Genomic DNA, 23,744 nt, shown 5'->3' on the forward strand with positions numbered 1-23,744 from the left:
CCAGCGACTTGGAATACATTTTTTGCCAAATCAATTGATAATGTGCTAATTTTCATGACGGACGTTCCCTTTTAACTGAGTGTGAGTTAACCAGTTTGGCGCATTGACGCCGTTTAGGGGAGCGTCCATCTCATCACCCACTTTAACCTACATAACTTGTGTAACTAATAACATGAAAGCACTGATAACCAGTGTTAAAAAGGTAAGTATCATACCAAAAGCACGTAATTTCATTACGTTATCAGCAAGCCCGTAGCTGTGACAGAATCGACCTAGTAGCAACATGCTTCCTAAAATATAACAATAATGACTTGATAGACCTTGGTACTCAACCAAGAACAATAAGATCAAAGTAAATGGCACATACTCTATAAAGTTTCCATGCGCACGAATTGCTGCTTGCAAAGATGCATCACCGCCATCGCCTAGTGAAATTTGCTTGGCTTTACGAATTTTAATAACACGAAAACTTAACTGAATGTATAAAATCGCCAATATGGCGGCAAAGGTTGAAACGATCACTGTATTTCCAATTCTTATTTAAAGTTAGACGCTTAGCACTATTTGTTGCTAGGCTATAAAATAGGTATTTAAGTTAGCACACTATTATGACTCGATAATGATTAATGTCTAACTGTTCTTAAAGGATATGCATGTTTACGCCAAGAAAAATTGCAGACAATTACCGCGAGATGATCAGCAGTATTGGGTTTTACCCATCGATGCTATCCGTTTTATTTCTTTTGTTTGCTTTAATCACAACTGCAATTGAATACGCAGCTATCACAATGGAAGTTAAGCAATTTTTTGCTGTGCTATTAGTTGACAGTGAAGAAAACGCACGAACCATATTGAGTACCCTTGCCGGCAGTATAATTTCGCTAACCGTGTTTAGCTTTTCAATGGTAATGGTGGTACTTAATAGTGCCAGTGCGAGCCTGTCACCGCGAGTTTTACCCGGTTTGATCACTCGTAAATCGCATCAGCTTGTTTTGGGTTTTTACTTAGGCAGTATCATTTACACCATCATTATGTTGATAAACATACGCGCGATGGAAAACGGTGAAATGGGGATCCCCTCTTTGGGTATTTTCTTTTCTTTGCTGTTTGGCTTAGTGTCGTTGGGGTTTTTTGTTTACTTTATTCATTCAATCTCAAAGGCTATCCAAGTTGATAATGTACTTAACGATTTATTTAAAAATACCAAAAATGAACTCACCTGCATTGTCGCAATGCAAAAAGATACCGATGTTAATGAGTTTCCTAACTTTGATGAATGGCACAACATTAAGAGTGAAACAGAAGGTTATTTTAAAGGGGCTCACAGTGATAAATTATGTGCGCTGTGTAAAGAGCACGATATAAAGATTTATATTGCGGTTAAACAAGGTTTTTTCACTGTTAAAGGCTACCCATTCTTAAAGTGTGATAAAGATTTATCAGACATGCCTGAACTTGTTGATGCCCTGCTCAACTGTTTTATTTTTTATATTGAAGAATACATAAGTGACCATTATCGCTATGGTATGACGCAAATTTCTGAAATTGCCGTAAAAGCAATGAGCCCAGGTATTAATGATCCGGGCACTGCGGTTAAGGCCATTGATATGTTAAGCATTTTACTGATAGAACGCCTTAAAATAAGCGATGTGAATTATTCGCTAAAGCATTCAACGAATAATCAACCTTATTTATACTTGCACGAGACATCGTTTGATGAATTACTGCATGATAACTTCACACCCATTAGGAATTATGCAAAAAGTGACGCTTATGTGATGGTCAATGTACTTGAAGCATTTAAAAATATTTTGTTTAGATCAGCTGATAGCAGTAAAGCGACAGAAAGCTTATTTGTTTATTTAGAGGCCATTGTTGAAGACATTAATAAGCATATAACGAATGAATACGACCGTCAGCAAGTAACCAATATGCTCAAGGCTATTGCGCGTATTTCAGAACACAAAGGAAAGGCGTTGGTGGCAAAGTTTACCACCAACTAACTGTTTAATTTTCGATATAATAGACCGCATAGCTACTTGCGGTGATGGTTATTTCACCCCCATTGTATGCATCGGGTACATAGTTACTCGGTGCTGCATCAGCCATAATCATTTTTTCAGCTCTCATGTAGGGTTGCACTCCCGTGTCGAGTGGGCTGTTTGAAGCCGTATAAAGGCCTTTTAACTCAACACCATAATCATTGGCAAACTCTTTTGCTGCGGCACGGGCATCCTTAATTGCCAGTTTTTGTGCCTGCTTTTGTAGCTCTTCATATCGGCTCGATACAAACTGTGTTTGATTTATTTCATTAATACCTGAGTTTACAAGTTGTTGAAGTAAAACAGGGTACTGTTTTGTATCAGTGAGCGTAAGTGATAAATTACGAGTTACACGGTATCCAACGAAGTTTTGTTTACCTGTTTCACGGTTATATTCCGTTTCGCGTTGAATAGAAATATTAGACGCATAAATGCCCTTTTCTTCTACCCCTTTTGACTTTGCAAGCTTTATAGCTTTTGCCATTGTATTGTCGGCTTTATTTTTAGCGGCGATTAAGTCTTTATCAATTTCTACAATTGCGACCGTTAGTTTTACGTTGTCGGGGATTGTGGTGATAGACGCATTACCTTGAATATAAATATGCGGAGCGTCTGGCGTTGCCAAGGCAAAAACATTAAAACTCATAAATGCGGCAATAGATGAAAAAACAAATTTATTCATAACCTTGTTCCTTTTGTATAAACGTGAACTATTAAATACCTTATAAGGTTAATTAGCAATGAACAAGCTTAAACTAGAAGCTTAACGCTCGAAACAACACGGCTTTGAACAACATTATTTTATGCGCTTTTTATTTTCACATAAGGATTAAAACATTGTATTAATGTTTTTAGATTCCTTTGGAACAGACTGCCCAACCCCCCAATGCTCAACAATTTTACCTTCTTCCATCCGAAATATTTGGATTGCTGCACCGCCAAGCGATTCAGGTGTATGTTTTACATGAAGGTGAAGCCAAACAAGATCACCGTCAGAAGCAGTGCGCTTAATGGACATTGACAGTTTCGGGTACTTTTTATAACGGCTCTCAAATAAACTCAACAGCGCATCACGGCCATCAGGTATGTTTGGTGAATGCTCAATAAAATGTTCGCTGTAACATTCATTACGCAAAATATCTATTCGATGCTTAGGCTCAAGATCTGGTCTATTTTCGAGGATTTCCATGCAATACAGCGCCTTCTTTAAGTTAGATTCCTCTAAAGCAGTTTCTGCGCTACCTTTTGCATTTAATTCACACCCTACAAGGAGTATGGAAATTGCAAACAACACAACTCTAATCGCTATTTTCCCTGTACTCATATATTTCTCCTATACACGCTGTTGTCAGAATGTTCATGTATTTCTTGCCCTTAATATGGGCAAAAAATGTGGCTAAAATGGAGCTGAAAGAAACAGAGCACCTTGTTAGGCGCAGCGCTTTAAATTCATGCAAGCTTTAGAGTTTATATTCACGTCGCACTTTGTTGGAAAAAATGCCAGACAAGGTCCCCACTTAAGATCTTTCTCTTTCGGCGAAGCCGAAATTGGTTTATCTACTGCACCTGCACTGAATGCTAATATCGCTATCAGTCTAATGACTGCAGTTTGGATCATTTCCTTCTTCATTTTACTCTCCTGAGTTAAAAAATCTGTTAGTTGCTTAATGCATGGCTCTGCGGCAAAAAAAGCGCCCAGTGTTTTGGGCTGGCAGCAGCCACTTAATAGGATTCTTGCTAGGTATCATTTAAAAATAAATTACAGTCTGGCTAATTTATAATTCAGTAAATTGACCATAAAATTAAAGACTTAAAAATACTCTATGTATTACTGTTATCCGTAAAATAACTATGTATGTCCCTAATCGTGATGTAGCAAACTAGAAACCATGCACACGTTGTTATTTGGCTAGGGATGCATGTTGTAGATAAGTAAGATGAAAGTTCGAATTAAACATGGGGTTACCCAAACGACGTTACTTTAATAAGAACGAGTAATAATTAACCACCTTACATCGATACCTGACGAAAAGACATTAATTCCAATCAATCTTTTTGTAATAAACAAAACAGGTCAGATCTTTACTCGATAAATTTAAAAAACTAATAATATAGTAAATAGAATATGGGTCATTCTAATAAAAATATTAGGTTTTGTGAGGCTGGTTGTTCAGTTGGTATGGCTTACTAACTTATACATTTCACAATGGAGGAATTGTTCTACAGGCACGCATTTTATCCCTTTGAATCCTTGATTACTCTCTTAACGAAGCTGTTTAGCAGAAAATAAAAGCCGATGAAATTGCGTTACTTAATAGCAATTCATCTAGTATCGACTCATCTTAGCTCGACAATTGTGTTACTGGTATTGGTGTTACTGGTGTTAGTGCTGAGTGCTTGTATTTTTAGGCAAAAAAAGGGGACCTACTATTTTAGGTCCCCTTTGTCATTTAGCCAAAGCGCGAAGGCTTTGGTTTCTATTAATATTTTAAGTTTAAATGCTTAAGTTTAAATACTACGTCGCTTGTAGTTGCGGTATTCAGGTAACCAATAATTCTTTTCGATAGCAGCCCACAACGCGTCGTCTGTTAGTTCCAGTGCCACACCTTCTTCCATCGCTTTTTTAGCAACGGCAAACGCAATACGTTTACTCAATGCTTGTATTTCAGTTAGTGCTGGCAATAAGCTACCTTGACCTGTGTTTGCACGTGGTGAAGACTCTGCTAACGTTTCACTTGATACAATAAGCATTGCATCTGTGATACGGGTTGCTTTTGCAGCTATTACACCTAAACCAATACCAGGGAAAATGTAACTGTTATTACATTGTGGGATTTGGAATAACTGGCCGTTGTATTCAACCGGTTCAAATGGGCTTCCTGAGGCGACAATGGCTTGTCCGTCGGTCCACTCTATAACATCTGCTGGCAGTGCTTCTACCTGCTTAGACGGGTTGCTAAGTGGGAAAATAATTGGCTGCGCACACGAGGCATGCATTGCACGAATAACTTGCTCAGTGAATAAGCCAGGTTGACCCGATACACCAATAAGGATATCTGGTTGAGCGCAGTGCATTACATCAAGAAGCGAGGCGAATTCGCCACTGTAAGTCCAGTCTTTTAAGTTTTCTTTTGATTGCGATAAAGCATCTTGGAAATCACGAAGACCTTCCATTCCTTCTGTTAGTAGACCAAAGCGATCGACCATGTATATTTGTGAACGCGCTTGCTCGTCAGAAATGCCTTCAGCAACCATCGTACTGATGATTTGCTCTGCAATGCCGCACCCTGCTGAACCTGCACCAACAAACACAACTTTTTGCTCTGATAACTTAGCACCTTTAACACGACACGCCGCAAGTAATGAACCAACTGTAACAGCTGCAGTACCTTGAATGTCGTCGTTAAAACTACAAATTTCGTCACGGTAACGTTTAAGCAGTGGCATTGCATTCGGTTGTGCGAAATCTTCAAATTGAAGTAGCACACTTGGCCAGCGACGTTTTACTGCTTTAATGAATAGCTCAAGGAACTCGTCGTATTCTTCTTGCGAAATACGTTTATGGCGAGCACCCATGTACATAGGATCGTTAAGTAGTTTTTCGTTGTTGGTACCCACATCAAGCATAACAGGTAATGTGTATGCTGGGCTTATACCACCACATGCGGTGTAAAGCGACAGCTTACCAATTGGAATACCCATGCCCCCAATACCTTGGTCACCAAGGCCTAGAATACGCTCACCATCAGTTACAACGATAACCTTTACTTTGCCTTTCGTCGCATTGCGCAAGATATCGTCGATTTGGAAACGATCTTCGTACGAAATGAATAAGCCACGTGCACTGCGATAAATATCAGAGAACTTTTCGCAAGCGTCTCCCACTGTCGGGGTATAAATAATCGGCATCATTTCTTCAAGATGGTCACGCACTAAACGGTAGTAAAGAGTTTCGTTGTTATCTTGAATAGCACGTAAGTAAATATGTTTGTTTAAGTTGTCGCTAAAACTTGAATATTGTTGGTAACAACGCTCAACTTGCTCTTCAATTGTTTCATAACGCGGTGGCAGTAAACCGGCTAGGTTGAAACTTTCCCTCTCTTTTTGTGAAAATGCACTGCCTTTATTTAATAGTGGCGTTTCGATCAGACCTGGGCCTGAATAAGGAATATAAAGATAATTCGGATCGGTATTTGTAGTCATATTTCCAAGCTTTGATGGCGTCATAATTATGATCTGACATTATTACTGTTGAAGGTTAAATTGCAATGACAATCCACCTTGTCAGACCATTGAAGAAAATGAATTTTATGCTCTAAAAAGCATAAGGCTAAGTATACATGAAAACTCAGCAGCTTTAAGGCTGCTGAGCCTATTTTTAGTGGCTTTTATCACTTAAAGCGATGCCTTCACGGCGTGGATCTGCAGCACCATAAAGTTTACCGTCTTTTAGTTCAACAGCATGTAAACCAGAGTTTAAATCTAAGATGCGAACTTGGTGGCCTCGGTTAACAAAATCGGCTTCGTGGTTGGCAAGTTCGGTGTCTTTTTCAAGACTGGTGTAATTATTACGATTTGTGATACGTGGCAAATTAATTGCTTCTTGTGCATCTAAATCCCAATCAAGAACAGCCACAACAACCTGCGCTACATAATCAATAATTCGGCTTCCACCCGGTGAACCCACGACTAATCGTAAGCTACCGTCTTTGTTAAATACCATTACTGGCGACATAGAACTACGCGGACGTTTACCTGCCTCAACACGGTTAGCGAGTGGTTTACCATCTTTCGTTGGCGATAAAGCAAAGTCAGTAAGCTGGTTGTTTAAAATATACCCGTTCACCATAACTGTTGAACCAAAAGCCATTTCAATTGAACTGGTCATTGACACGGCATTGCCTTCGCTGTCTACAATTGATACATGCGACGTTGACGGTAATTCATAAGCGTCATCCTGCGCGTAGGCCAATGAGTTAGGAGGCGTTCCAGCTTCTGCGTGGGCATCTTTTTCGGTAATCAATTTAGCACGGCTTGCTAGGTAATTTTTATCTAATAAACCGTCCGTTGGAATAGCCATAAAATCAGGATCGCCCATGTATACATTACGGTCTGCAAACGCTAAACGTGATGCCTGGGTAAAGTAATGCAATGCTTGTACTGAGTTAGGTGCAAGCTTGGCCATATTTTTGTGTTCTAGCAACGCTAAAATTTGTAATACCGCAACACCACCACTACTCGGAGGGGCCATTGAGCATACTTCGTATTGACGGTAATCAACACACACAGGGGCGCGCTCTTTACTCTGGTAGTTAGCAAGGTCTGCTTCTGTTAACGTGCCTGGTGCAACCAATGAGTTTTGTACTGCATGCACTAATTGTTTGGCATTCTCACCTTTATAAAAGGCATCAATGCCCTGTGATGCTATGTCTTTATAAAGAGCCGCTAATTCAGGGTTCTTTTTTACAGTCCCGACAGCCAGTGGCTTACCATCAGGGAAAAAGTAATCACGAATGACGGGTAACGTTGTAACGCCAGGGTTTAGCTCTTTTGCCAGCAACTTATGCAAACGAGGGGATACAACAAACCCCTGCTCTGCCAGCTCAATTGCCGGTTGAAACAGCGTATGCCATGGCAATTTACCATAACGTTTATGCGCGCTTGCAAAGGCATGTAAAATCCCAGGTACACCTACTGAGCGACCACCCACAACTGCTTCAATCCATTTTACTGCTTTACCATGTTTGTCTAAAAAAAGAGTTTCATCAGCATGGCTTGGCGCCGTTTCACGACCATCGAAAGTGGTTAGGCTTTTGTTTTTGTTGTCGAAATACATCAAAAACGACCCACCACCTATGCCCGATGATTGCGGCTCAACCAGTGTAAGTATCAGTTGAGTTGCAATGGCTGCGTCTACCGCTGAGCCGCCCATTTCTAACATTTTTTGACCGGCTTTTACTGCATACGGATTTGCAGCAGCAACCATGTATTTAGTGCCTTCAACGACCTGCTTATGTGCAAAGCCTGTCGCGGCTTCAGGCTCACGCGTTTCAACCTTAGTTGGGGCTGCAAAAATTGACGTTGTATAAATTAATGACGAAGAGAGCACAATAAGTGCTTTTGTTTTGAATAACATAAATAAACTTAATCCCGGTGTTTAATTGGCATCTTAAAATTAAACGTGCACAATATGCAAAATTTAAGATACAACAAAAATAACATGATCAACCTTCCTCTGAAACCACAATATGTACTGCCGCCACTGTGTTTAATGCTGATTAGTACCCTTTTTGCTGCGTTTAACTTAAATGATTATTTAGAATTTAACCGTAATTTAGTTGCAGATGGTGAATTTTGGCGTATTTTCACGAGTCAATTTGTACATGCAAACTGGCCGCATTTAGCCTTAAATTGCGCCGGAATTTTATTAATATGGGCATTGCATGCAGAACATACCTCCCCTGCTCGGTATGCTTTTAATACCGCTGTTTTGGCTTTATGGTGTGGTTTAGGCGTATGGTTATTTTGCCCTGATATAAAAATATACACTGGACTGAGTGCACTCTTGCACGGTGTTATTATTTGGGGCGCTGTCAAAGATGTGCAAGCAGGTATGCTAAGTGGCTGGTTGTTATTTATAGGCACCTGGGCAAAAGTAGTGTGGGAGCAAGTTGCAGGCCCTAGTGAATCAGTAAGCCAATTGATTGCGTCAAATGTTGCCATTGATGCTCACTTTATCGGTGCAGTTGGCGGCACTGTGCTGGCTTTGCCTGTACTGATTAAACATCGCGAGTAACTTCATAACTTTGCTCGCTTTTTTTAGCTGTGTTCTTTTTTAACACGAAAAATTGTTAATACGAAAAAGGAATTTTAAATGATAAAGAATAATGGCTATTTTTATCTTGGTCTCATCGCACTTTGCCTTTACGGCCCTTTACTGCTTAGCTTTCTAAGCTCATTTATTAATTTACAGTTTATATCGCCAAGGTATATGAGGGATGTCTCTCAGGTAAAAAATATTATTGTATTTGCCTCAGCTATTTTGGGCTTCACCTTATTACTCATGAAATACCAGGAAGTAAGTGCGCTTTTTAAAAATAGAATAATCGCAAACATCACACTTATATTGAGTTTTTTGTATGCTTGCTTGATGATTACTGGGGCAGGCTTAGTTATGTTTCTGGATGCGACCTTCGGCTCACATAAAGACTACATTTATCAAGAACACACACTTAATGACCGTACTTTCTATGTCTATACAGCGGACCCCGGTGCTTTTGGCAAAGCGCATCATTATGTGTATTTAAAGTGCCCTGCATCCTTTAATCGCTATGAATTAGAGTTTATAGCCAAGCTATCGTGGATAAAGAACTTTAAGATGAGCTTAGTGAGCGATGATTTAATTTTTAAAGGCGAATCAGAGCAGTATACAAAAGTGCTCAATGTAAGCACATTTCACTGCAAATAGACCCATTGAAATAATCATAATGTAAATAAAAACAGCCACTTAAAGTGGCTGTTTTTAAATTACTTAATAGTATTAAAGCGTTTCTTTAAATAGCTTATAAATACGACGGTATTCATCTAACCAGCTTGATGGCTGTACAAAACCATGGGGTTCAACTGGGAAGATGGCTGTTTCAAAGTTTTCTTTTTCAAGCTCAATTAAACGTTGTACTAAACGCACTGAATCTTGGAAGAATACGTTATCATCAACCATAGGCGCATTAATTAATAAATGACTTTTCAGGCCTTCAGCAAAGTAAATTGGTGAACTCTTTTCGTAGGCGATCGGGTCAACATCTGGATGATTTAAGATGTTAGACGTATAAGGTCCGTTGTAATGAGCCCAATCGGTCACTGGACGAAGTGCAGCACCCGCTTTAAATAAATCAGGTTGGGTAAATAGTGCCATAAACGTCATGAAGCCACCGTAAGAACCGCCATACGTGCCAACAGCTTGTGTATCAACATTCGCGTTTTCAGCCATCCAGCTTACGCCATCGGCTAAATCTTGAATCTCTGGTGTGCCCATTTGACGATAAATTGCAGTACGCCAATCACGGCCATACCCTTTCGACGCACGATAATCCATATCCATGACTACATAGCCTTCAGATGCTAATAGTGAATGGAACATAAACTCGCGGAAGTAACCAGACCATCCCATGTGCGAGTTTTGTAAGTAACCTGCACCGTGGTTGAAGATAACTGCTTTACGATTTTTACCTGTTTCACCTTCTTTATAGTCAGCGGGGTAATACACTTTTGCGTAAATAGGTTGATCAGTGTGGCTTGAAGGCACAGCAACAATTTTAGGCGCAATTAACTTCTTAGCTAAAAACTCGTCAGACACCGTATGCGTTAACTGAGTTACCTGTGTATTTGCTTTTGCATCTGCAACATATAGCTCTGGTGGCGACATAATTTTTGAGTGCGTTAGCAGTAATTTGCTTTCATCTGGACTTAACTGGTAATCAGTCATACCGTCTAGGTTAGTCACTTGCTCAGACTCACCGTTAGCAGGATTTACACGGTAAATTTCGTATAGACCTGGGTGCTCAACATTTGCTTTGTAGTAAATTGCTGAGTTATCCGCTGTTAATGTTAGGTTTGAAACAACAAACTGACCTTTAGTAAGTTGTGTTGCTTTACCATTTAGCGGCTTTTTATAGATATGGCTGTAACCAGACTCTTCTGATAAGTAGTAAAGCGTATCTGAGTTATTTAACCAACCAAAGTCATTGTATGCATAGTTAACCCACGCATCATCGTGTAAGCGGTGTTGAGAAACAAGTGTGTTGTTCTTTGTATCAACAGTTGCTAACCAACGGTCTTTGTTGTCCCATGCTTCAAGCATAAGCGCAACCTTTGAGCCATCGGTGTTCCATTGGATTGCACTTTGATCCCAACCCCAGTCCATCATTAGATTAATTGCACGTGGTGCTTTTTCAGACTTGTAAGTTTTGCCATCACGGGCGTAGTTTTCTTTTTTAACCGCGGCAAGCACATCTTCATCAAAGCCTGGTAATGTGTCGTACGCTAGTGTTGTTTGCTCACCTGATTTAAGGTCAATGTAAATAATATCTGAGCTGATTGGTTTTTCATCTGCAACACGGCGACGTACTTTTTCTGCTTTAACTCGCGCATCATCAGCGATGTAATTAGGCATAATATCGCCTTCATCGCGCCATGGACGGCTTTCGGTGGTTACTGCAACTAATGCTTGGCCGTTTGGTGAAAGCTGCACATCGGCTAAACGCTTACCTTTACCTAAATAAAACTGTGAATTTGCAATGCTGTCGTTTTGCTCTTTGATTTGTTCTTCACGCGCTTCACGATCTTTTTTATTTTTGTGCGTAAGTGCAATGTAATCAATTAATTTATGCTGTTCTTTTGCAATATACGTATCAGGCTCTTGAACACCTTTAGGTGCATCGTCTAAATGCAGATTTACAAGCTCTACTTGACGACCTGTCGCTAAATCAACTTTATAAAATGCATTACCTTGGCGGTAAGCAAGGTTGCCGTCGGTTAAAAACTGCGGTTTTGATTGCTGTGCACTGTCGTGTGTGATCTGCGTTATTTGACCTGAGCTCAAGTTTTTAACAAAAATATTGCCTTCAAATGCATAGGCCTGTTGCTTTTTATCTGTTGAATAAACAGCATTTTTTGCACCAACAGTGTGTAGTTTATTTAACGCAACTTGAGATGCAGACTGGCTATTAACCGCTTGAACATATAAGTCACGTAATTCGTTACCTTGTTGCTTTTGCGCATAAACGATGCTTTTAGAGTCACCATTCCAAAAAGCGCGCTCAGGCTGACGACCAAGCCAATCAGGGTGAGCCATAGCTTGCTCTAATGTAATTTCAGATGAACCAGTGTCTACGGGTGTAGCAACCATTGGAGCAACTTGAGTAGGACTTACTTCTGTTGCAGTTGAGGCGGTTGTTTGACAACCAGCTAGCATGAAGCTAGATGCGACTGCGAGAGCCACTAACGTTTTGTTAGCAGTGGTTTTGAATTTCATAGTGCTTCTTACAGGTAATTATAATTCGCCTTATTTAAGCAGAAGCACTGATGAAATAGCAATTTTAATAGGATAAACAGCCAAACTTTTCCGTTTAATAACAGCTTATTTTAACGAAATATCGAGCCACACCATGCGATGATCAGAAGACGCATTACGATCTTTAATTAAACGGTACAATTCGCTGTCTTTGGTTGGCCAAAATACCCCCCCATTTTTAATTTCAATACCGTAATTTGATGGCAGTACATAATCAGCACGTGCTTGCCAATACGCGGTGTAATTTTTAGCGTAACTGTCTTTATAAGACTCTTTTGCACCTTTACTCGATGGTGTAAACGACGCATTAACATGTGGATTTTTTAATATTTGATCCGTTGTCGTTGGGCGTGCTTTATCCCCTTCTGGTGCAGCATTTAAATCGCCAACAATTACAAACCGACTATTCGGTTTTAAGCCACCTTGTTGACCTTTATCATCATAGAGGTAGTTTTCGTTGTTAATGTAATCAGCAATCAGTCTAACTTCATCATGGTTGCGCTTGCCGTTACGGTCTTCATCACCATCAAATACAGGTGGCGTAGGATGCGAAGCTAATAAATGGAATGTCTTCCCTTTTACATTTATGGGTAAATCCCAAAACGATTTTGAGCTTAAATGAATAGCTTGCCACGCTTCTTTTGAATACCAGTCTTTACCTGTTTTAGGGTCTGTAGGCATTTGCGCGTTTGGCATATCTTTGTATTTGAATGTTTGCAGTGTACGGGCTTTTTCTAAATCAATAGGATAACGCGAGAGTACAGCCATCGCATAATGCCCCTCAAAGAAGCCAAAACCGTGCGCATCACCTTTGTAATGCCCCTTTACACCATCTTTATCTAGGTCAAAATTAGTGGGTAAACCTGTATTAACCGGCGCAATGAAAGCATACGGGTAATCTATAGCAACCTGCTTATTTTGTGATACTTGTAGATAATTTTTACGAAAAACATTAATGCCTTTATCTGCATCGATGTAATCAAATTCATTGAGTAAAATAACATCAGGTCTGACGCGTTGAATAATTTCTGCGATATTACGAATTTGCTGGTGGTTACTTGCAAGCGCTTTACTGAGCGCGTCTTTATCGATTGCTTCGCCTTTGCTTGCATAGTTTGTTGCGTCCATACTGACGTTAAAAGTCGCAACGCGTAAGTCGGCAGCAACAAGGTTAGTTGCAAATAAACCAGTTGCAAGTGCAATTGAAGACGTTAATAAGGCGTTTTTCATGAAATAAATCCATCTACTATTAAAAGTAAAATAATACTACTGACGATGATCCATAAGATCATTGCCATGATAAAAGGTTTAATACCAGCTTGCTTAAGCACTGTAACAGATAAGCCACTGCCAATTAAAAATAGCGTCATAACTAATATTTGTTTCGCGCCAATATTCAATGCATGCCAAAGAGGTTGATACTCTGGTAAGCTTGAATTTATCAGTGCAGCTGCCAAAAATCCAATTATAAACAAAGGGATACTTGCTTTTTCATCTGATTTCCAAAAAACTCCCGCAATACTTGTATAAGGAATAATCCACATTGCTCGGGTTAACTTTATGGTGGTTGCAATCGCTAATGCTGATGCGCCATAAGCAGCTGATGCACCAACAACGCTACTGGTATCGTGTATTGCAAGTGCGGCCCATACACCAAATTGCTGTTCTGTTAGGCCAAGATAGTGACCAATCATTGGAAATAGCACCAGACCTAGCGCGTTTAATAAAAAAACAACCGCGAGTGAAATGGCGACTTCATGATCTTTTGCTTTTATTACGGGGGCCATAGCTGCTATCGCACTCCCACCACAAATTGCCGTACCAAACGATATCAATACCCCAGTATTTTTATTCAGTTTAAATAACTGAGATAAAATTTCACCAAGGCCAATTATGGCTGTAATGCTAACAATGGTGAGTACGATAGAGCTGCGCCCTACTTCAATAACTTGATTAAAATCAACAGCAAATCCTAAACCTATGACAGCAATTTTGAGCATTATCTTACTCAATTTTTGAGAGAGAGCTGCAAAGGGGTTACCCAAAATAATAGCAAATAAAGCCCCTACAATGAGCGATGTAGCAGAACCTACAAAAGGAATAGCCGAGATTAAGAATAACGCAATAAAAAGAAGTTGTTTGGGACGTTCAGCAATCACAACGGGGCTCTTATCAGTCTGTTTGTTAATTTATGCACCAAAGGCGCGATTAAAATCACAGTAGGAAATGCAACACAAAAAGCAAAAGCCCATGCTTTTAACCAAAGAATCACAATATTATCGACAAAACCAACGTTAAAAATGCTGATCACCAATGACATAAAACCAGACATAAATAACGCCATAAAAAACGCAAATACGACTGTTTGTAATCGTGGATGGAACATAGCACGCTAATATTAGTATAAAAATAGGAGTCTATCGGAAGAATTTATAGACGCAAGCTCTTTGAGACAAGAGACGTAAATACATGTAATGGCATTAAAAAGCCGAGAAGACCTCGGCTTTTAGCAATTTAAACTGATTAGTTTAAAATCAACTGTGTACTGGTGTTTGCGACACCTGGGTAATCTTCTTCTGGTAGAATTTCGGCAAGGGCCGCTAAACGCTCACCCAGTTGATGAAGATTATCGGCAGAGACATTAATGTGCCCCATTTTGCGCCCCGGCTTTGCTGTTTTGCCATACCAATGACTCGTAACGTCTTGTGTAGCCAGCACTGATTGAGGAATAGACGGTTGGCCTAATACGTTAATCATCGCTGTTGGGCGAAGTAACTCCGTGCTACCAAGAGGTAAACCCGCCACTGCGCGCATATGGTTTTCAAACTGCGAACAGTGAGTGCCCTGCTGCGTCCAGTGACCCGAGTTATGCACACGTGGCGCAATTTCATTAACGAGCAATGTACCTTGCACATCAAAGAATTCAATCGCTAACACACCTACATAATCAAGCTCTTGCGCTAATTTATTAAACGCGCGCTCAGCTTGCTCTTGAATGGCCGCTTTTTCTTTGCCAGCAACAGATAGCGTTAATACACCGTTGGTATGCTGATTTTCGGTTAATGGGTAAATAACCGTGTTCCCTGCTTTGTCGCGTGCACCAATGATTGATACTTCACGGTCAAATGGGATCATCTTTTCGGCAATGATTGAATGTGGCGCAGAGTCAGTACCTGAAGCAATGAAGTCTGCCATTTCAGACCAGATTTGTTCAATTTCGTCATCTGATTTTAATCGCCACTGGCCTTTTCCGTCGTAACCAGCCTGGCAAGTTTTAATTACCAGCGGTTTACCTAAACGTTCAACTGCGGCAATTAAATGTGCTTTTTCGGTAATTAATTGATAAGGCGCACACTCTACGTGTGTTTTATCGAGTAACGTTTTTTCTAATGCACGGTCGCCGCCAGTTTTTATGGCAGCTTTGCCCGGGTAAAACTTATTGCTTTGACAACACAGTGTTAATACATCATCGGGAATGTGCTCAAACTCTGCGGTAATAGCATCTGCATTATCGATTGCTTGTTGTAATGTGCTGCTGTGAACTTCACCCGTTAAAGGGTGAATAATTTTTTCACTGCCTACATCGTAAGCAACCACGTTTAAATCAAGCGGTGCGCCCGCTAAACTCATCATACGAGCTAGCTGACCTGCACCTAAAATCAAAATATTCATATTACTCTGCAGGATTTGGGTTAGCTAAAATAGTCTCTGTTTGTTCTTTGCGGAATGCTTCTACTTTTGCGAAGATTTCAGGCTGTTGGCAACCTAAAATTTGTGCAGCGAGTAGACCCGCGTTTGCCGCACCGGCTTCACCAATAGCAAGCGTACCTACAGCAACACCTTTAGGCATTTGGCAGATAGATAATAATGAATCAACACCGTTTAGCGTTTTAGATTTAACAGGTACACCTAATACAGGTAGCGAGGTAAACGCTGCAGCCATACCAGGTAAGTGCGCAGCACCACCGGCACCCGCTATAATAATTTTTATACCACGCTCAGCAGCTGAGCTTGCATAATCGGCAAGTAATTGAGGAGTACGGTGTGCAGAAACAACTTTGGTTTCGTATTCAATGCCGAATTTTTCAAGCATTAACGCCGCATGTTCCATCGTTGGCCAATCTGATTTGGAACCCATAATAATGCCAACAGTCATATTTACACCTCAATCAATTTATTTTATAAAAAAGCGATTAATACCAACTGATAATTTAATCATGCAAATTGGTATAAAAGCGGACTTTTGTCCTTATTTTGTGGCGTGTATTATATACCTAAGTCACATAAAGATGCGACTCTAGAAGCACAAAAAAGCCATGACTTGCATGGCTTTTAAGCAGTAACTTAACGATTATGCTTCTTTACTTGCTAGGTACTCAGTATATGTTCCCTTAAAGTCGATAATTTTACCGTCTTTAATCTCCCAAATACGATTTGCAAGTGATGATACAAACTGTCTATCGTGTGAAACGAACAATAATGTACCTTCGTACGCTTCAAGGGCTAAGTTTAGCGCTTCGATAGATTCCATATCCATGTGGTTGGTTGGCTCATCCATTAACAAAATGTTTGGCTTATGCATCATAATTTTACCAAACAACATACGGCCTTGCTCACCACCTGAAATGACTTTTACCGATTTTTTGATGTCGTTTTGTGAAAACAGCATACGACCAAGGAAACTACGAACAACTTGCTCATCATCTCCTGCTTGTTGCCATTGTTCCATCCATTCAAACAAGTTCATGTCTTTTTCGAACTCATCTGCATGGTCTTGTGCATAATAACCAATGTTCGCGTTATCAGACCATTTATACTCACCTTGCTTTGGTGCTAAACGCCCAGCAAGAGTATTTAAAAGTGTTGTTTTACCAACACCGTTTTCACCGATAATCGCAATGCGCTCGCCCACTTCCACTAAGCCCTCAAGGCCGCTGAAAAGTATCTCGTCAAAGCCTTGTGCAAGGTTAGTTAACTCAAGTGCATTACGGAATAATTGCTTTTCTTGTTCAAAGCGAATAAACGGGCTCTGACGTGATGACGCTTTTACTTCTTCAAGCTGAATTTTATCAATTTGTTTAGCGCGTGATGTAGCTTGCTTTGCTTTAGAAGCATTTGCAGAGAAACGCGATACAAATTGTTGAAGTTCAGCAATTTGGCTTTTCTTCTTGGCGTTTTCGCTTAGTAAACGTTCGCGAGCCTGTGTTGCAGCAAACATATATTCATCGTAATTACCTGGATAAATACGTAATTCACCGTAATCGATATCAGCCATGTGTGTACACACTGAGTTTAAGAAATGACGGTCATGCGAAATGATAATCATGGTGCAGTCGCGCTGGTTTAACACGTCTTCTAACCATTTAATGGTGTAAATATCCAAGTTATTGGTAGGCTCATCCAGTAACATGATATCTGGGTCAGAGAACAGTACTTGAGCAAGTAACACACGCAGTTTAAAGCCAGGGGCAATTTCAGACATTGGACCGTAATGCTGTTCAGTGCCAATACCTACGCCAATAAGTAACTCACCTGCTTTAGCTTCAGCAGAGTAACCGTCCATTTCAGCAAATTCGGTCTCAAGATCGGCTACTTTCATACCGTCTTCTTCGCTCATTTCAGGTAAGCTATAAATACGATCACGCTCTTTTTTTACTTCCCACAGCTCTTTATGACCCATGATAACCGTGTCGATAACAGAAAACTCTTCGTAAGCAAACTGGTCTTGGTTTAGTTTTGCGATACGTTCGTTTGGATCTGTGCTGACATTTCCTGCTGATGGCTCAAGCTCACCACTGAGGATTTTCATGAACGTTGATTTACCACAGCCATTTGCACCGATTAGACCATAGCGGTTGCCATCGCCAAATTTAGCTGAGATATTTTCGAATAAAGGTTTAGCACCAAATTGCATGGTGATATTAGCTGTACTAATGATAGCGGTACCCTCCAGCGGGTAAAAGTAAAAATAAAACTGCGTGCAATTTTAAACTAAAGCCGCTTTGCACGCCATGAAAGTTTCTTTAAATACGCGCAGTGATTTTACAATTTCAAATGGGCAGTCTACCTTTAATGAGCATGCTCACTTTTACTTATGAGCGCGCTCATTTAAAAATTTAGCAATATAAATCAATGGGCTAAACATGACAAAGCACGATTAAACGCACTCACGGATACTGAACGAAGCGTGGAGTCTCTTTACTGAAAGTGGCTTTAACGACACGTCAACCAGGCAAATATCTACAGCAAGCGGTATTGCTGTAGGCACTTTGTTTAATCATTTTTCTGATAAGGTGGCAATTTTAGAGGCGTGTTTAGACATGCGTTTTAAAGATGTGTTAGAGCGTGCAAAAGAGACCGATATACATCGCCCTCCCCGACTTAAGCTTAATCACTATGCACAATATTTTTATCAATTTTATTGTTTGCACCATTGTTTTTATAAAGTGCTTTTTAGCCAACGATTGTTTTCGCAAACATTTCAACAGCAGCATATGGATCTAATGCATTCATTAGTTTTTGCTGACCAACCACAATTTAACAAAGTAAAAGCCGCAATCTTGCTTGATTGTTATTTTATGACTTTATTGTATGGATTAGGTGCAGACACACCCAATACTAAATTAATGCTAAGAACACTTAGTCAAAAAGTGTCTATTTTTTAGTCTGACTAACACGTTGATTATTCAATGAAGTGAACTGAAAATGAATAAATATTCCACAAAGGCTGTACCTTTCATGATATTTTTTCACTTTTTACCTTATTTTAGCTTTGATAGTCTTCATCTTTTAGTTAATTTATACCTCTTAGGGACAATAATAAAACAAGGTACTCTATGAAAAGAACACTCGCTGCCACACTGATTGCTGGTTTATTTACAAGTTACACTGTGGATGCAATCGAAATATACAAAGATGAAACGAACAGTGTCACAGTAGGCGGCTTTATCGATGCGCGTATTATAAACACGCAAGGTCAGACAGAAGTTGTTAATGGTGCGTCACGCATTAATTTTGATTTTAAGCGCCAATTACAAAATGGATGGCATGCATTTGCATTACTAGAATGGGGCGTAAACCCGGTAGGCAGTAGTGACATTATTTATAATAATCGCTTTGAATCAATTCAGGATGAGTTTTTATATAACCGATTAGGTTATGTCGGTATTAAGCACGATGACTATGGTCAAATTACGCTGGGTAAACAATGGGGTGCTTGGTATGACGTTGTTTATAACACTAATTTTAGTTTAGTGTGGGATGGTAACGCAGCCGGCGTGTATACGTATAATAAAGACGATGGTGCAGTAAACGGCACCGGTCGAGGTGATAAAGTACTGCAATACCGTAATACATGGGGTAAGTTTCATGTTGCACTGCAAGCCCAGTTAAAATCTGATGATTTTTATACATGTGATATTGCCGATATATCACGAAGTTCATGTGAAGTGCTTTGGAACCAAGGCAATAACGCTGCGCAAAAAGTAGAGTTTAATTCAACCTATGGTGCTGCCCTCACCTATTTTGCTACTGATAATTTAAAATTAACAGCGGGTGTAAACCGTGGACAATTTGATGTTTTATACGCGGGTGGGCGCAATCAATCGGTCACTGATCTAATTTATGGTGCGGGCATTACCTATGGTGACTTTTATAAACCGGGCTGGTATGCATCGGCCAACATAAACAAAAACGAAAACCACGACACCGATAACATTGGCCGCTTAATAAAAGACGCTGTCGGGTTAGAATCAATTTTAAGTTATCGATTCGACAATAATTTACGTACTTTTGTTGCCTATAACGTGTTTGATGCCGGTGACGATTACGTGATCCAGCCAAACTTTAATGCAGATCCTGAGGATGTGTTCAAGCGTCAGTTTGCAGTTTTAGGCGCACACTATTTCATGGGCAAAGACACGATTTTGTATATCGAAGCGCGTAAAGACTTTAGTGACTTTTCAAGCAATGATGCAGAGCAAGAAGCTCAAATGTCGCAAACCGAAGATGATGGTATTGCCATCGGCTTCAATTACACATTGTAATTAAGTTTTAATTTAGAGCCCACAATCGTGGGCTTTATTTTTTAGATAAATAACTCTATGCCAACGTACCCTGTACGACACTGCAATAACGATAATTACATTCAAATCATTAAAAGCTAATTGAATATAAATACATACACATAAAAGATGTTATCGATAACACCATTGTGAAAACTCTTATTTTTCCCTACTCCTCTATTTTGCGAGCTTTTACATACCTAGCGTATTTTCGATGTCATGGGGAGAAATTAAGTCACTATTCTGATATTACGTATGCGGCTTGCTGGTAACTGAGTGCAAAATGCAACTGGGGTTTATGCACGAAATTAAGACATGTTATTGGTAATAAAGAAGCGACAAAAATGCAAAAGATAAACAAAATGAACTCAGCGCTGCAAAGTTAATTCGACTAAATTAGATGTTACTTAGGGCTTGAACCATCGTTCTTGCGATTAACTATTATACTTCCCCACTCAATTGCTGAGAGTGTAATTAATAAACATAGAGTATGATGTGTTCTTATTGTTACTGCTATTCTACAGCGAGTATTCACGTTCTACTTTTGCGATACGTGTTGTAAATGCGTTATACCATTTATCGCGACCAAGTTGTTGAGCGTTGAGGTGCTCAACATGTTGTTTCCACGACTTAATAGCATCTAGGCTTTGCCAGTAAGAAACGGTAATCCCTACACCATCACGCACTGATTCCATGCCTAAAAAACCAGGTTGTTGCTCGGCAAGTTCAACCATACGGTTAGCCATTTCTTCATAGCCTGCGGTGTTCTCAGATAAGGTATTCGTAAATATAACTGCGTAATACGGGGGTTTGGGCGTCGTGGCTATCATAATGGTTACTTACGTCTGCTTGGTTCAAAACCATCATAGCATGGAATATCACTGTCGAAGGTATCCCAATTGGCTTTCGAACTGACAAAGTTATGACTAATCGGACGCTCTGTAATATCGCTGTCCAATAGACCTAAGCGTATACGCAAACGACTCATATCCTCTTTATTTTCACTGTAAATAGGCGAGCCACAACAGCGACAAAAATAACGTATTCTACCGGCTTTAAATTCAAACGCACTCAGATACTGCTTACCATGTGTAATTGCAAACCCATCACGGCGAATAAACCCATTCGTCGCATAAGCAGTACCCGAATTTTTACGGCATAGTGAGCAATGGCAATGAATAATTGAATCTATGCCACCAGCAATTGTTACCGTTACTTTGCTACACAAACAGCTTCCTTGGTACATATTCCCTCTTGTGGTTTTTAATAGCCGCGATGCTTCCAAAAATCGTTGGCTGAGCCTTCGCTTGGTTTCAGTAAGTTAAACGATTTATCAGCAATTATATGGCCATTTAGCTCAATAGTCATGCGCCAAATACCCACTTTATTATCAACAGGCACCCAGATAGTATCGCCTAAGTAAAACTGCCAGTCGTTTGTTTTTACATACTCTTCACCTTCAAATGGCGGCATTATTTCACCGTCATCATCGGGAATATTTGGATGATACACACAGAACTTAATTTTTTGGCCTTTTGCTTTTTTAATATTAACAATAAAGCCAAATTCGATATCTAATTCGGCTGGTACATCCGTGGTAAATTCAGTGATTTGTGGTAGGTCTTTTTCTTTTGCATCCCAATGACTGTAGATGCCATAACTTTCAATAGTCGAAACAGGTTTAGTTTTGGCCATACCGACTTAAGGTCCTCTCATTAAACAGGCGCTCATTTTATAGTAGCCATTTTGCCATAACAAGCTTGTACTATAATAACACCTTTAAGTGATGTGTTTTGTCCATAACTCATTGCTAAGTTCAAAACCACATTTTGCAAGCAGCTTTATGCAAGCTGTATTCTCGGGTTGAACAATTGCATGCACTTTATCGACAGGGGTTGTTATAAACACATTTAGTTTTTGAAAAAACTCTAACAGCACTTTTTGCATTATCCCCTTACCAAAGTAGTGAGATGCGAGTTCAAAGCCTAACACACCCTGTCCATCTATTATGTTAAATAGCCCAATACTGCCTATTACTAAGCCATTGCTTCGTAAAACAATCACTAAACGTATACCTTGCTGGTTATAAAAACCTTCGATATCACCTTGAATAAAATCGTATACGTCACCTTTTGTTAAATCACTTTTATAGTCATTAAATGACTGCACTTGAGGATCTTTTAAAATCTCCCATATTGCTTGGCAATCTTTATGGCGTATGGGCCTTAAATCGTAGGCATAGTTGTCATCACAAGACACGTCTATTTCTTCTTTTTACTTTATGAGCAGGCATTATTGTCTTACTATAAGCGCAATTACAAGCAATTAGGTTTAGTACGATGAGTGAAGAATTTAAAGTAATTCAACCAACCACCACTGTTTATTGCAAAGAACGAGGCGAAGGCTGGACCTTAACAGGCATCACGAGTATTGATGAGCACACATCGGTCATGTTTGACGGTGTGAGATACACACTGCCAGCCAGAGAAATCGTTGAAGTATTACTACCACAGCAACTCGAAAGAGAAAAAAGTCAAAGTGAATAAAAACAAAAAGCCAGCAATAAGCTGGCTTTTTAATGTGTTAATTAGCAACTCACGTTATCAGTTTATTTAACGTAAGGCGTTAATACGCTCATCAAGTGGCGGGTGAGATGAGAATAACTCAGCGACACCTTTACCGCTTGCAATACCAAATGCCATCATTGAACCTTCTAGTTGCGATGGGTGGTTTTGCTTTAAACGCTCAAGTGCGCTGCGCATTTTATCTGCGCCAACAAGTTTTGCAGCGCCTGCATCCGCCGAAAACTCACGTTTACGGCTATAGTAGGCCACAATCACACTCGCTAATACACCAAATAACATTTGGAAAATCATATCAAACAAGAAGTAAGTCCAGCTACTGCCACCTTCTTCTTCATCGCTATTGATAAAGTTATCAACAATACCAGCCAATACTTTTGCCATAAAGATAACAAAGGTATTCACCACGCCTTGAATAAGCGTAAGCGTGACCATGTCACCATTAGCAATATGCGATACTTCATGCGCCAAAACAGCTTCCGCTTGGTCTTGATTCATGTTGTGTAATAAACCTGTACTCACAGCAACTAACGAGTTGTTTTTACTAGGCCCGGTTGCAAATGCGTTCATTTCAGGGCTGTCGTAAATGGCCACTTCAGGCATTGCAATGCCTGCTTTTTTAGCCTGTGCAGCCACAGTTGAAACAAGCCATTGTTCAGTTTCTGAACGAGGCTGTTCAATAACATGAGCGCCCGTTGACTTTTTAGCCATCCATTTCGACATAAATAACGAAATAAATGAGCCACCAAAACCAAATACGGTCGAAATGACTAGAATGCCGCCTAAACTGCGATGACTAATACCCAGTACACTCATCACAATAGACAACACAATGCCTAACACTAGCATGACCGCTAAGTTAGTCAGTAGAAACAAGAATACACGCTTCATAAAAACCTCAGAATAAACATACCAATTGTATTAACTAACGGCATGATTAAAAACCGTTAGTTAATAAAATTAACTGAGCTTGTTACTACCTTTA

At 39.8% G+C, this 23,744-nt stretch carries 23 protein-coding genes and 1 pseudogene; 7 read left to right on the forward strand and 17 right to left on the reverse strand.

Annotated elements, in window-relative coordinates; genetic code table 11:
* Positions 1 to 147: 147 nt before the first annotated feature.
* The gene (locus JIG41_RS01140; RefSeq protein WP_036968374.1) at positions 148 to 522 is read right to left on the reverse strand and encodes an MAPEG family protein; all 375 of its coding nucleotides are present in this window, start codon (positions 520 to 522) and stop codon (positions 148 to 150) included.
* 131 nt (positions 523 to 653) lie between these two features.
* Here JIG41_RS01140 and JIG41_RS01145 point away from each other — a divergent pair, with 131 nt between their 5' ends.
* Entirely contained in the window at positions 654 to 2,003 is a 1,350-nt protein-coding gene (locus JIG41_RS01145; protein WP_199524138.1) for a DUF2254 domain-containing protein, read from the forward strand.
* Positions 2,004 to 2,007: 4 nt separating this feature from the next.
* On the opposite strand, the gene JIG41_RS01150 is transcribed toward JIG41_RS01145, so the two are convergent.
* The 4 genes from JIG41_RS01150 to ggt form a co-directional block, all read right to left on the reverse strand.
* The gene (locus JIG41_RS01150) at positions 2,008 to 2,724 is read right to left on the reverse strand and encodes an SIMPL domain-containing protein (RefSeq protein ID WP_199524139.1); all 717 of its coding nucleotides are present in this window, start codon (positions 2,722 to 2,724) and stop codon (positions 2,008 to 2,010) included.
* Positions 2,725 to 2,871: 147 nt separating this feature from the next.
* Positions 2,872 to 3,366 (reverse strand): nuclear transport factor 2 family protein, encoded by a 495-nt coding sequence (locus JIG41_RS01155; RefSeq protein WP_199524140.1) that lies wholly within the window; start codon positions 3,364 to 3,366, stop codon positions 2,872 to 2,874.
* A gap of 1,184 nt (positions 3,367 to 4,550) precedes the next feature.
* Entirely contained in the window at positions 4,551 to 6,245 is a 1,695-nt protein-coding gene (locus JIG41_RS01160) for an NAD-dependent malic enzyme (protein WP_074988207.1), read from the reverse strand.
* Positions 6,246 to 6,420: 175 nt separating this feature from the next.
* Positions 6,421 to 8,178 carry a gamma-glutamyltransferase gene (gene ggt, locus JIG41_RS01165; RefSeq protein ID WP_199524141.1) on the reverse strand — a complete coding sequence of 586 codons (1,758 nt, stop codon included), beginning with the start codon at positions 8,176 to 8,178 and terminating at the stop codon, positions 6,421 to 6,423.
* Between the two features lie 54 nt (positions 8,179 to 8,232).
* On the opposite strand from ggt, the gene rrtA reads away from it, so the two are divergent.
* Together rrtA and JIG41_RS01175 are read left to right on the forward strand one after the other, a co-directional pair.
* Positions 8,233 to 8,838 (forward strand): rhombosortase, encoded by a 606-nt coding sequence (gene rrtA / locus JIG41_RS01170; RefSeq protein WP_409372703.1) that lies wholly within the window; start codon positions 8,233 to 8,235, stop codon positions 8,836 to 8,838.
* A 78-nt stretch (positions 8,839 to 8,916) separates the two neighbouring features.
* Positions 8,917 to 9,510 (forward strand): hypothetical protein, encoded by a 594-nt coding sequence (locus JIG41_RS01175; RefSeq protein ID WP_118844321.1) that lies wholly within the window; start codon positions 8,917 to 8,919, stop codon positions 9,508 to 9,510.
* 72 nt (positions 9,511 to 9,582) lie between these two features.
* Here JIG41_RS01175 and JIG41_RS01180 read toward each other — a convergent pair whose 3' ends face one another.
* The 7 genes from JIG41_RS01180 to JIG41_RS01210 form a co-directional block, all read right to left on the reverse strand.
* Positions 9,583 to 12,075 carry a prolyl oligopeptidase family serine peptidase gene (locus tag JIG41_RS01180; RefSeq protein ID WP_199524142.1) on the reverse strand — a complete coding sequence of 831 codons (2,493 nt, stop codon included), beginning with the start codon at positions 12,073 to 12,075 and terminating at the stop codon, positions 9,583 to 9,585.
* A gap of 105 nt (positions 12,076 to 12,180) precedes the next feature.
* Positions 12,181 to 13,344 (reverse strand): endonuclease/exonuclease/phosphatase family protein, encoded by a 1,164-nt coding sequence (locus JIG41_RS01185; RefSeq protein ID WP_199524143.1) that lies wholly within the window; start codon positions 13,342 to 13,344, stop codon positions 12,181 to 12,183.
* Positions 13,341 to 14,273 carry a YeiH family protein gene (locus tag JIG41_RS01190; protein ID WP_036968358.1) on the reverse strand — a complete coding sequence of 311 codons (933 nt, stop codon included), beginning with the start codon at positions 14,271 to 14,273 and terminating at the stop codon, positions 13,341 to 13,343. The genes JIG41_RS01185 and JIG41_RS01190 overlap by 4 nt, the downstream gene beginning before the upstream one ends.
* Complete coding sequence (locus tag JIG41_RS01195) at positions 14,270 to 14,500, reverse strand: DUF2798 domain-containing protein (protein ID WP_036968356.1); 231 nt, start codon at positions 14,498 to 14,500, stop codon at positions 14,270 to 14,272. The genes JIG41_RS01190 and JIG41_RS01195 overlap by 4 nt, the downstream gene beginning before the upstream one ends.
* Positions 14,501 to 14,637: 137 nt before the next feature.
* The gene (locus tag JIG41_RS01200; RefSeq protein WP_199524144.1) at positions 14,638 to 15,786 is read right to left on the reverse strand and encodes a 5-(carboxyamino)imidazole ribonucleotide synthase; all 1,149 of its coding nucleotides are present in this window, start codon (positions 15,784 to 15,786) and stop codon (positions 14,638 to 14,640) included.
* A 1-nt stretch (position 15,787) separates the two neighbouring features.
* Positions 15,788 to 16,270: a 5-(carboxyamino)imidazole ribonucleotide mutase gene (gene purE, locus JIG41_RS01205; protein WP_065979940.1), complete on the reverse strand. Its 483-nt coding sequence runs from the start codon at positions 16,268 to 16,270 to the stop codon at positions 15,788 to 15,790.
* 195 nt (positions 16,271 to 16,465) lie between these two features.
* The gene (locus tag JIG41_RS01210) at positions 16,466 to 18,052 is read right to left on the reverse strand and encodes an ABC-F family ATPase (RefSeq protein ID WP_075593556.1); all 1,587 of its coding nucleotides are present in this window, start codon (positions 18,050 to 18,052) and stop codon (positions 16,466 to 16,468) included.
* 238 nt (positions 18,053 to 18,290) lie between these two features.
* Between JIG41_RS01210 and JIG41_RS23235 the strand changes: the two are divergent.
* The 3 genes and pseudogenes from JIG41_RS23235 to JIG41_RS01220 all read left to right on the forward strand — a co-directional run.
* Positions 18,291 to 18,416, forward strand: a pseudogene (locus tag JIG41_RS23235) (TetR/AcrR family transcriptional regulator); the annotation flags it as partial.
* 18 nt (positions 18,417 to 18,434) lie between these two features.
* Positions 18,435 to 18,779 carry a hypothetical protein gene (locus tag JIG41_RS01215; RefSeq protein ID WP_249406590.1) on the forward strand — a complete coding sequence of 115 codons (345 nt, stop codon included), beginning with the start codon at positions 18,435 to 18,437 and terminating at the stop codon, positions 18,777 to 18,779.
* Between the two features lie 171 nt (positions 18,780 to 18,950).
* Positions 18,951 to 20,159 carry a porin gene (locus JIG41_RS01220; protein ID WP_075593554.1) on the forward strand — a complete coding sequence of 403 codons (1,209 nt, stop codon included), beginning with the start codon at positions 18,951 to 18,953 and terminating at the stop codon, positions 20,157 to 20,159.
* 536 nt (positions 20,160 to 20,695) lie between these two features.
* Here the strand turns inward: JIG41_RS01220 and JIG41_RS01225 are convergent.
* The 4 genes from JIG41_RS01225 to JIG41_RS01240 all read right to left on the reverse strand — a co-directional run bounded on the left by JIG41_RS01225 (position 20,696) and on the right by JIG41_RS01240 (position 22,436).
* A complete protein-coding gene (locus JIG41_RS01225; protein WP_065979943.1) occupies positions 20,696 to 21,007 on the reverse strand; it encodes an antibiotic biosynthesis monooxygenase in 312 nt (103 codons plus the stop codon).
* Between the two features lie 5 nt (positions 21,008 to 21,012).
* Positions 21,013 to 21,423 carry a GFA family protein gene (locus JIG41_RS01230; RefSeq protein ID WP_199524145.1) on the reverse strand — a complete coding sequence of 137 codons (411 nt, stop codon included), beginning with the start codon at positions 21,421 to 21,423 and terminating at the stop codon, positions 21,013 to 21,015.
* 17 nt (positions 21,424 to 21,440) lie between these two features.
* On the reverse strand, positions 21,441 to 21,872 hold the full coding sequence (locus JIG41_RS01235) for a DUF3859 domain-containing protein (protein WP_199524146.1): 432 nt from the start codon (positions 21,870 to 21,872) through the stop codon (positions 21,441 to 21,443).
* An 84-nt stretch (positions 21,873 to 21,956) separates the two neighbouring features.
* Positions 21,957 to 22,436: a GNAT family N-acetyltransferase gene (locus JIG41_RS01240; protein WP_065979945.1), complete on the reverse strand. Its 480-nt coding sequence runs from the start codon at positions 22,434 to 22,436 to the stop codon at positions 21,957 to 21,959.
* Positions 22,437 to 22,516: 80 nt separating this feature from the next.
* Here JIG41_RS01240 and JIG41_RS01245 point away from each other — a divergent pair, with 80 nt between their 5' ends.
* Positions 22,517 to 22,723, forward strand: coding sequence for a hypothetical protein (locus JIG41_RS01245; protein WP_036968335.1), 207 nt, complete (start codon positions 22,517 to 22,519; stop codon positions 22,721 to 22,723).
* Between the two features lie 66 nt (positions 22,724 to 22,789).
* On the opposite strand, the gene htpX is transcribed toward JIG41_RS01245, so the two are convergent.
* Positions 22,790 to 23,650: a protease HtpX gene (gene htpX / locus JIG41_RS01250; RefSeq protein WP_036968332.1), complete on the reverse strand. Its 861-nt coding sequence runs from the start codon at positions 23,648 to 23,650 to the stop codon at positions 22,790 to 22,792.
* Positions 23,651 to 23,744 lie beyond the last annotated feature (94 nt).

Source organism: Pseudoalteromonas sp. bablab_jr011, from assembly GCF_016464045.1.
In the GTDB taxonomy this organism is placed as follows: Bacteria; Pseudomonadota; Gammaproteobacteria; order Enterobacterales; family Alteromonadaceae; genus Pseudoalteromonas; species Pseudoalteromonas lipolytica.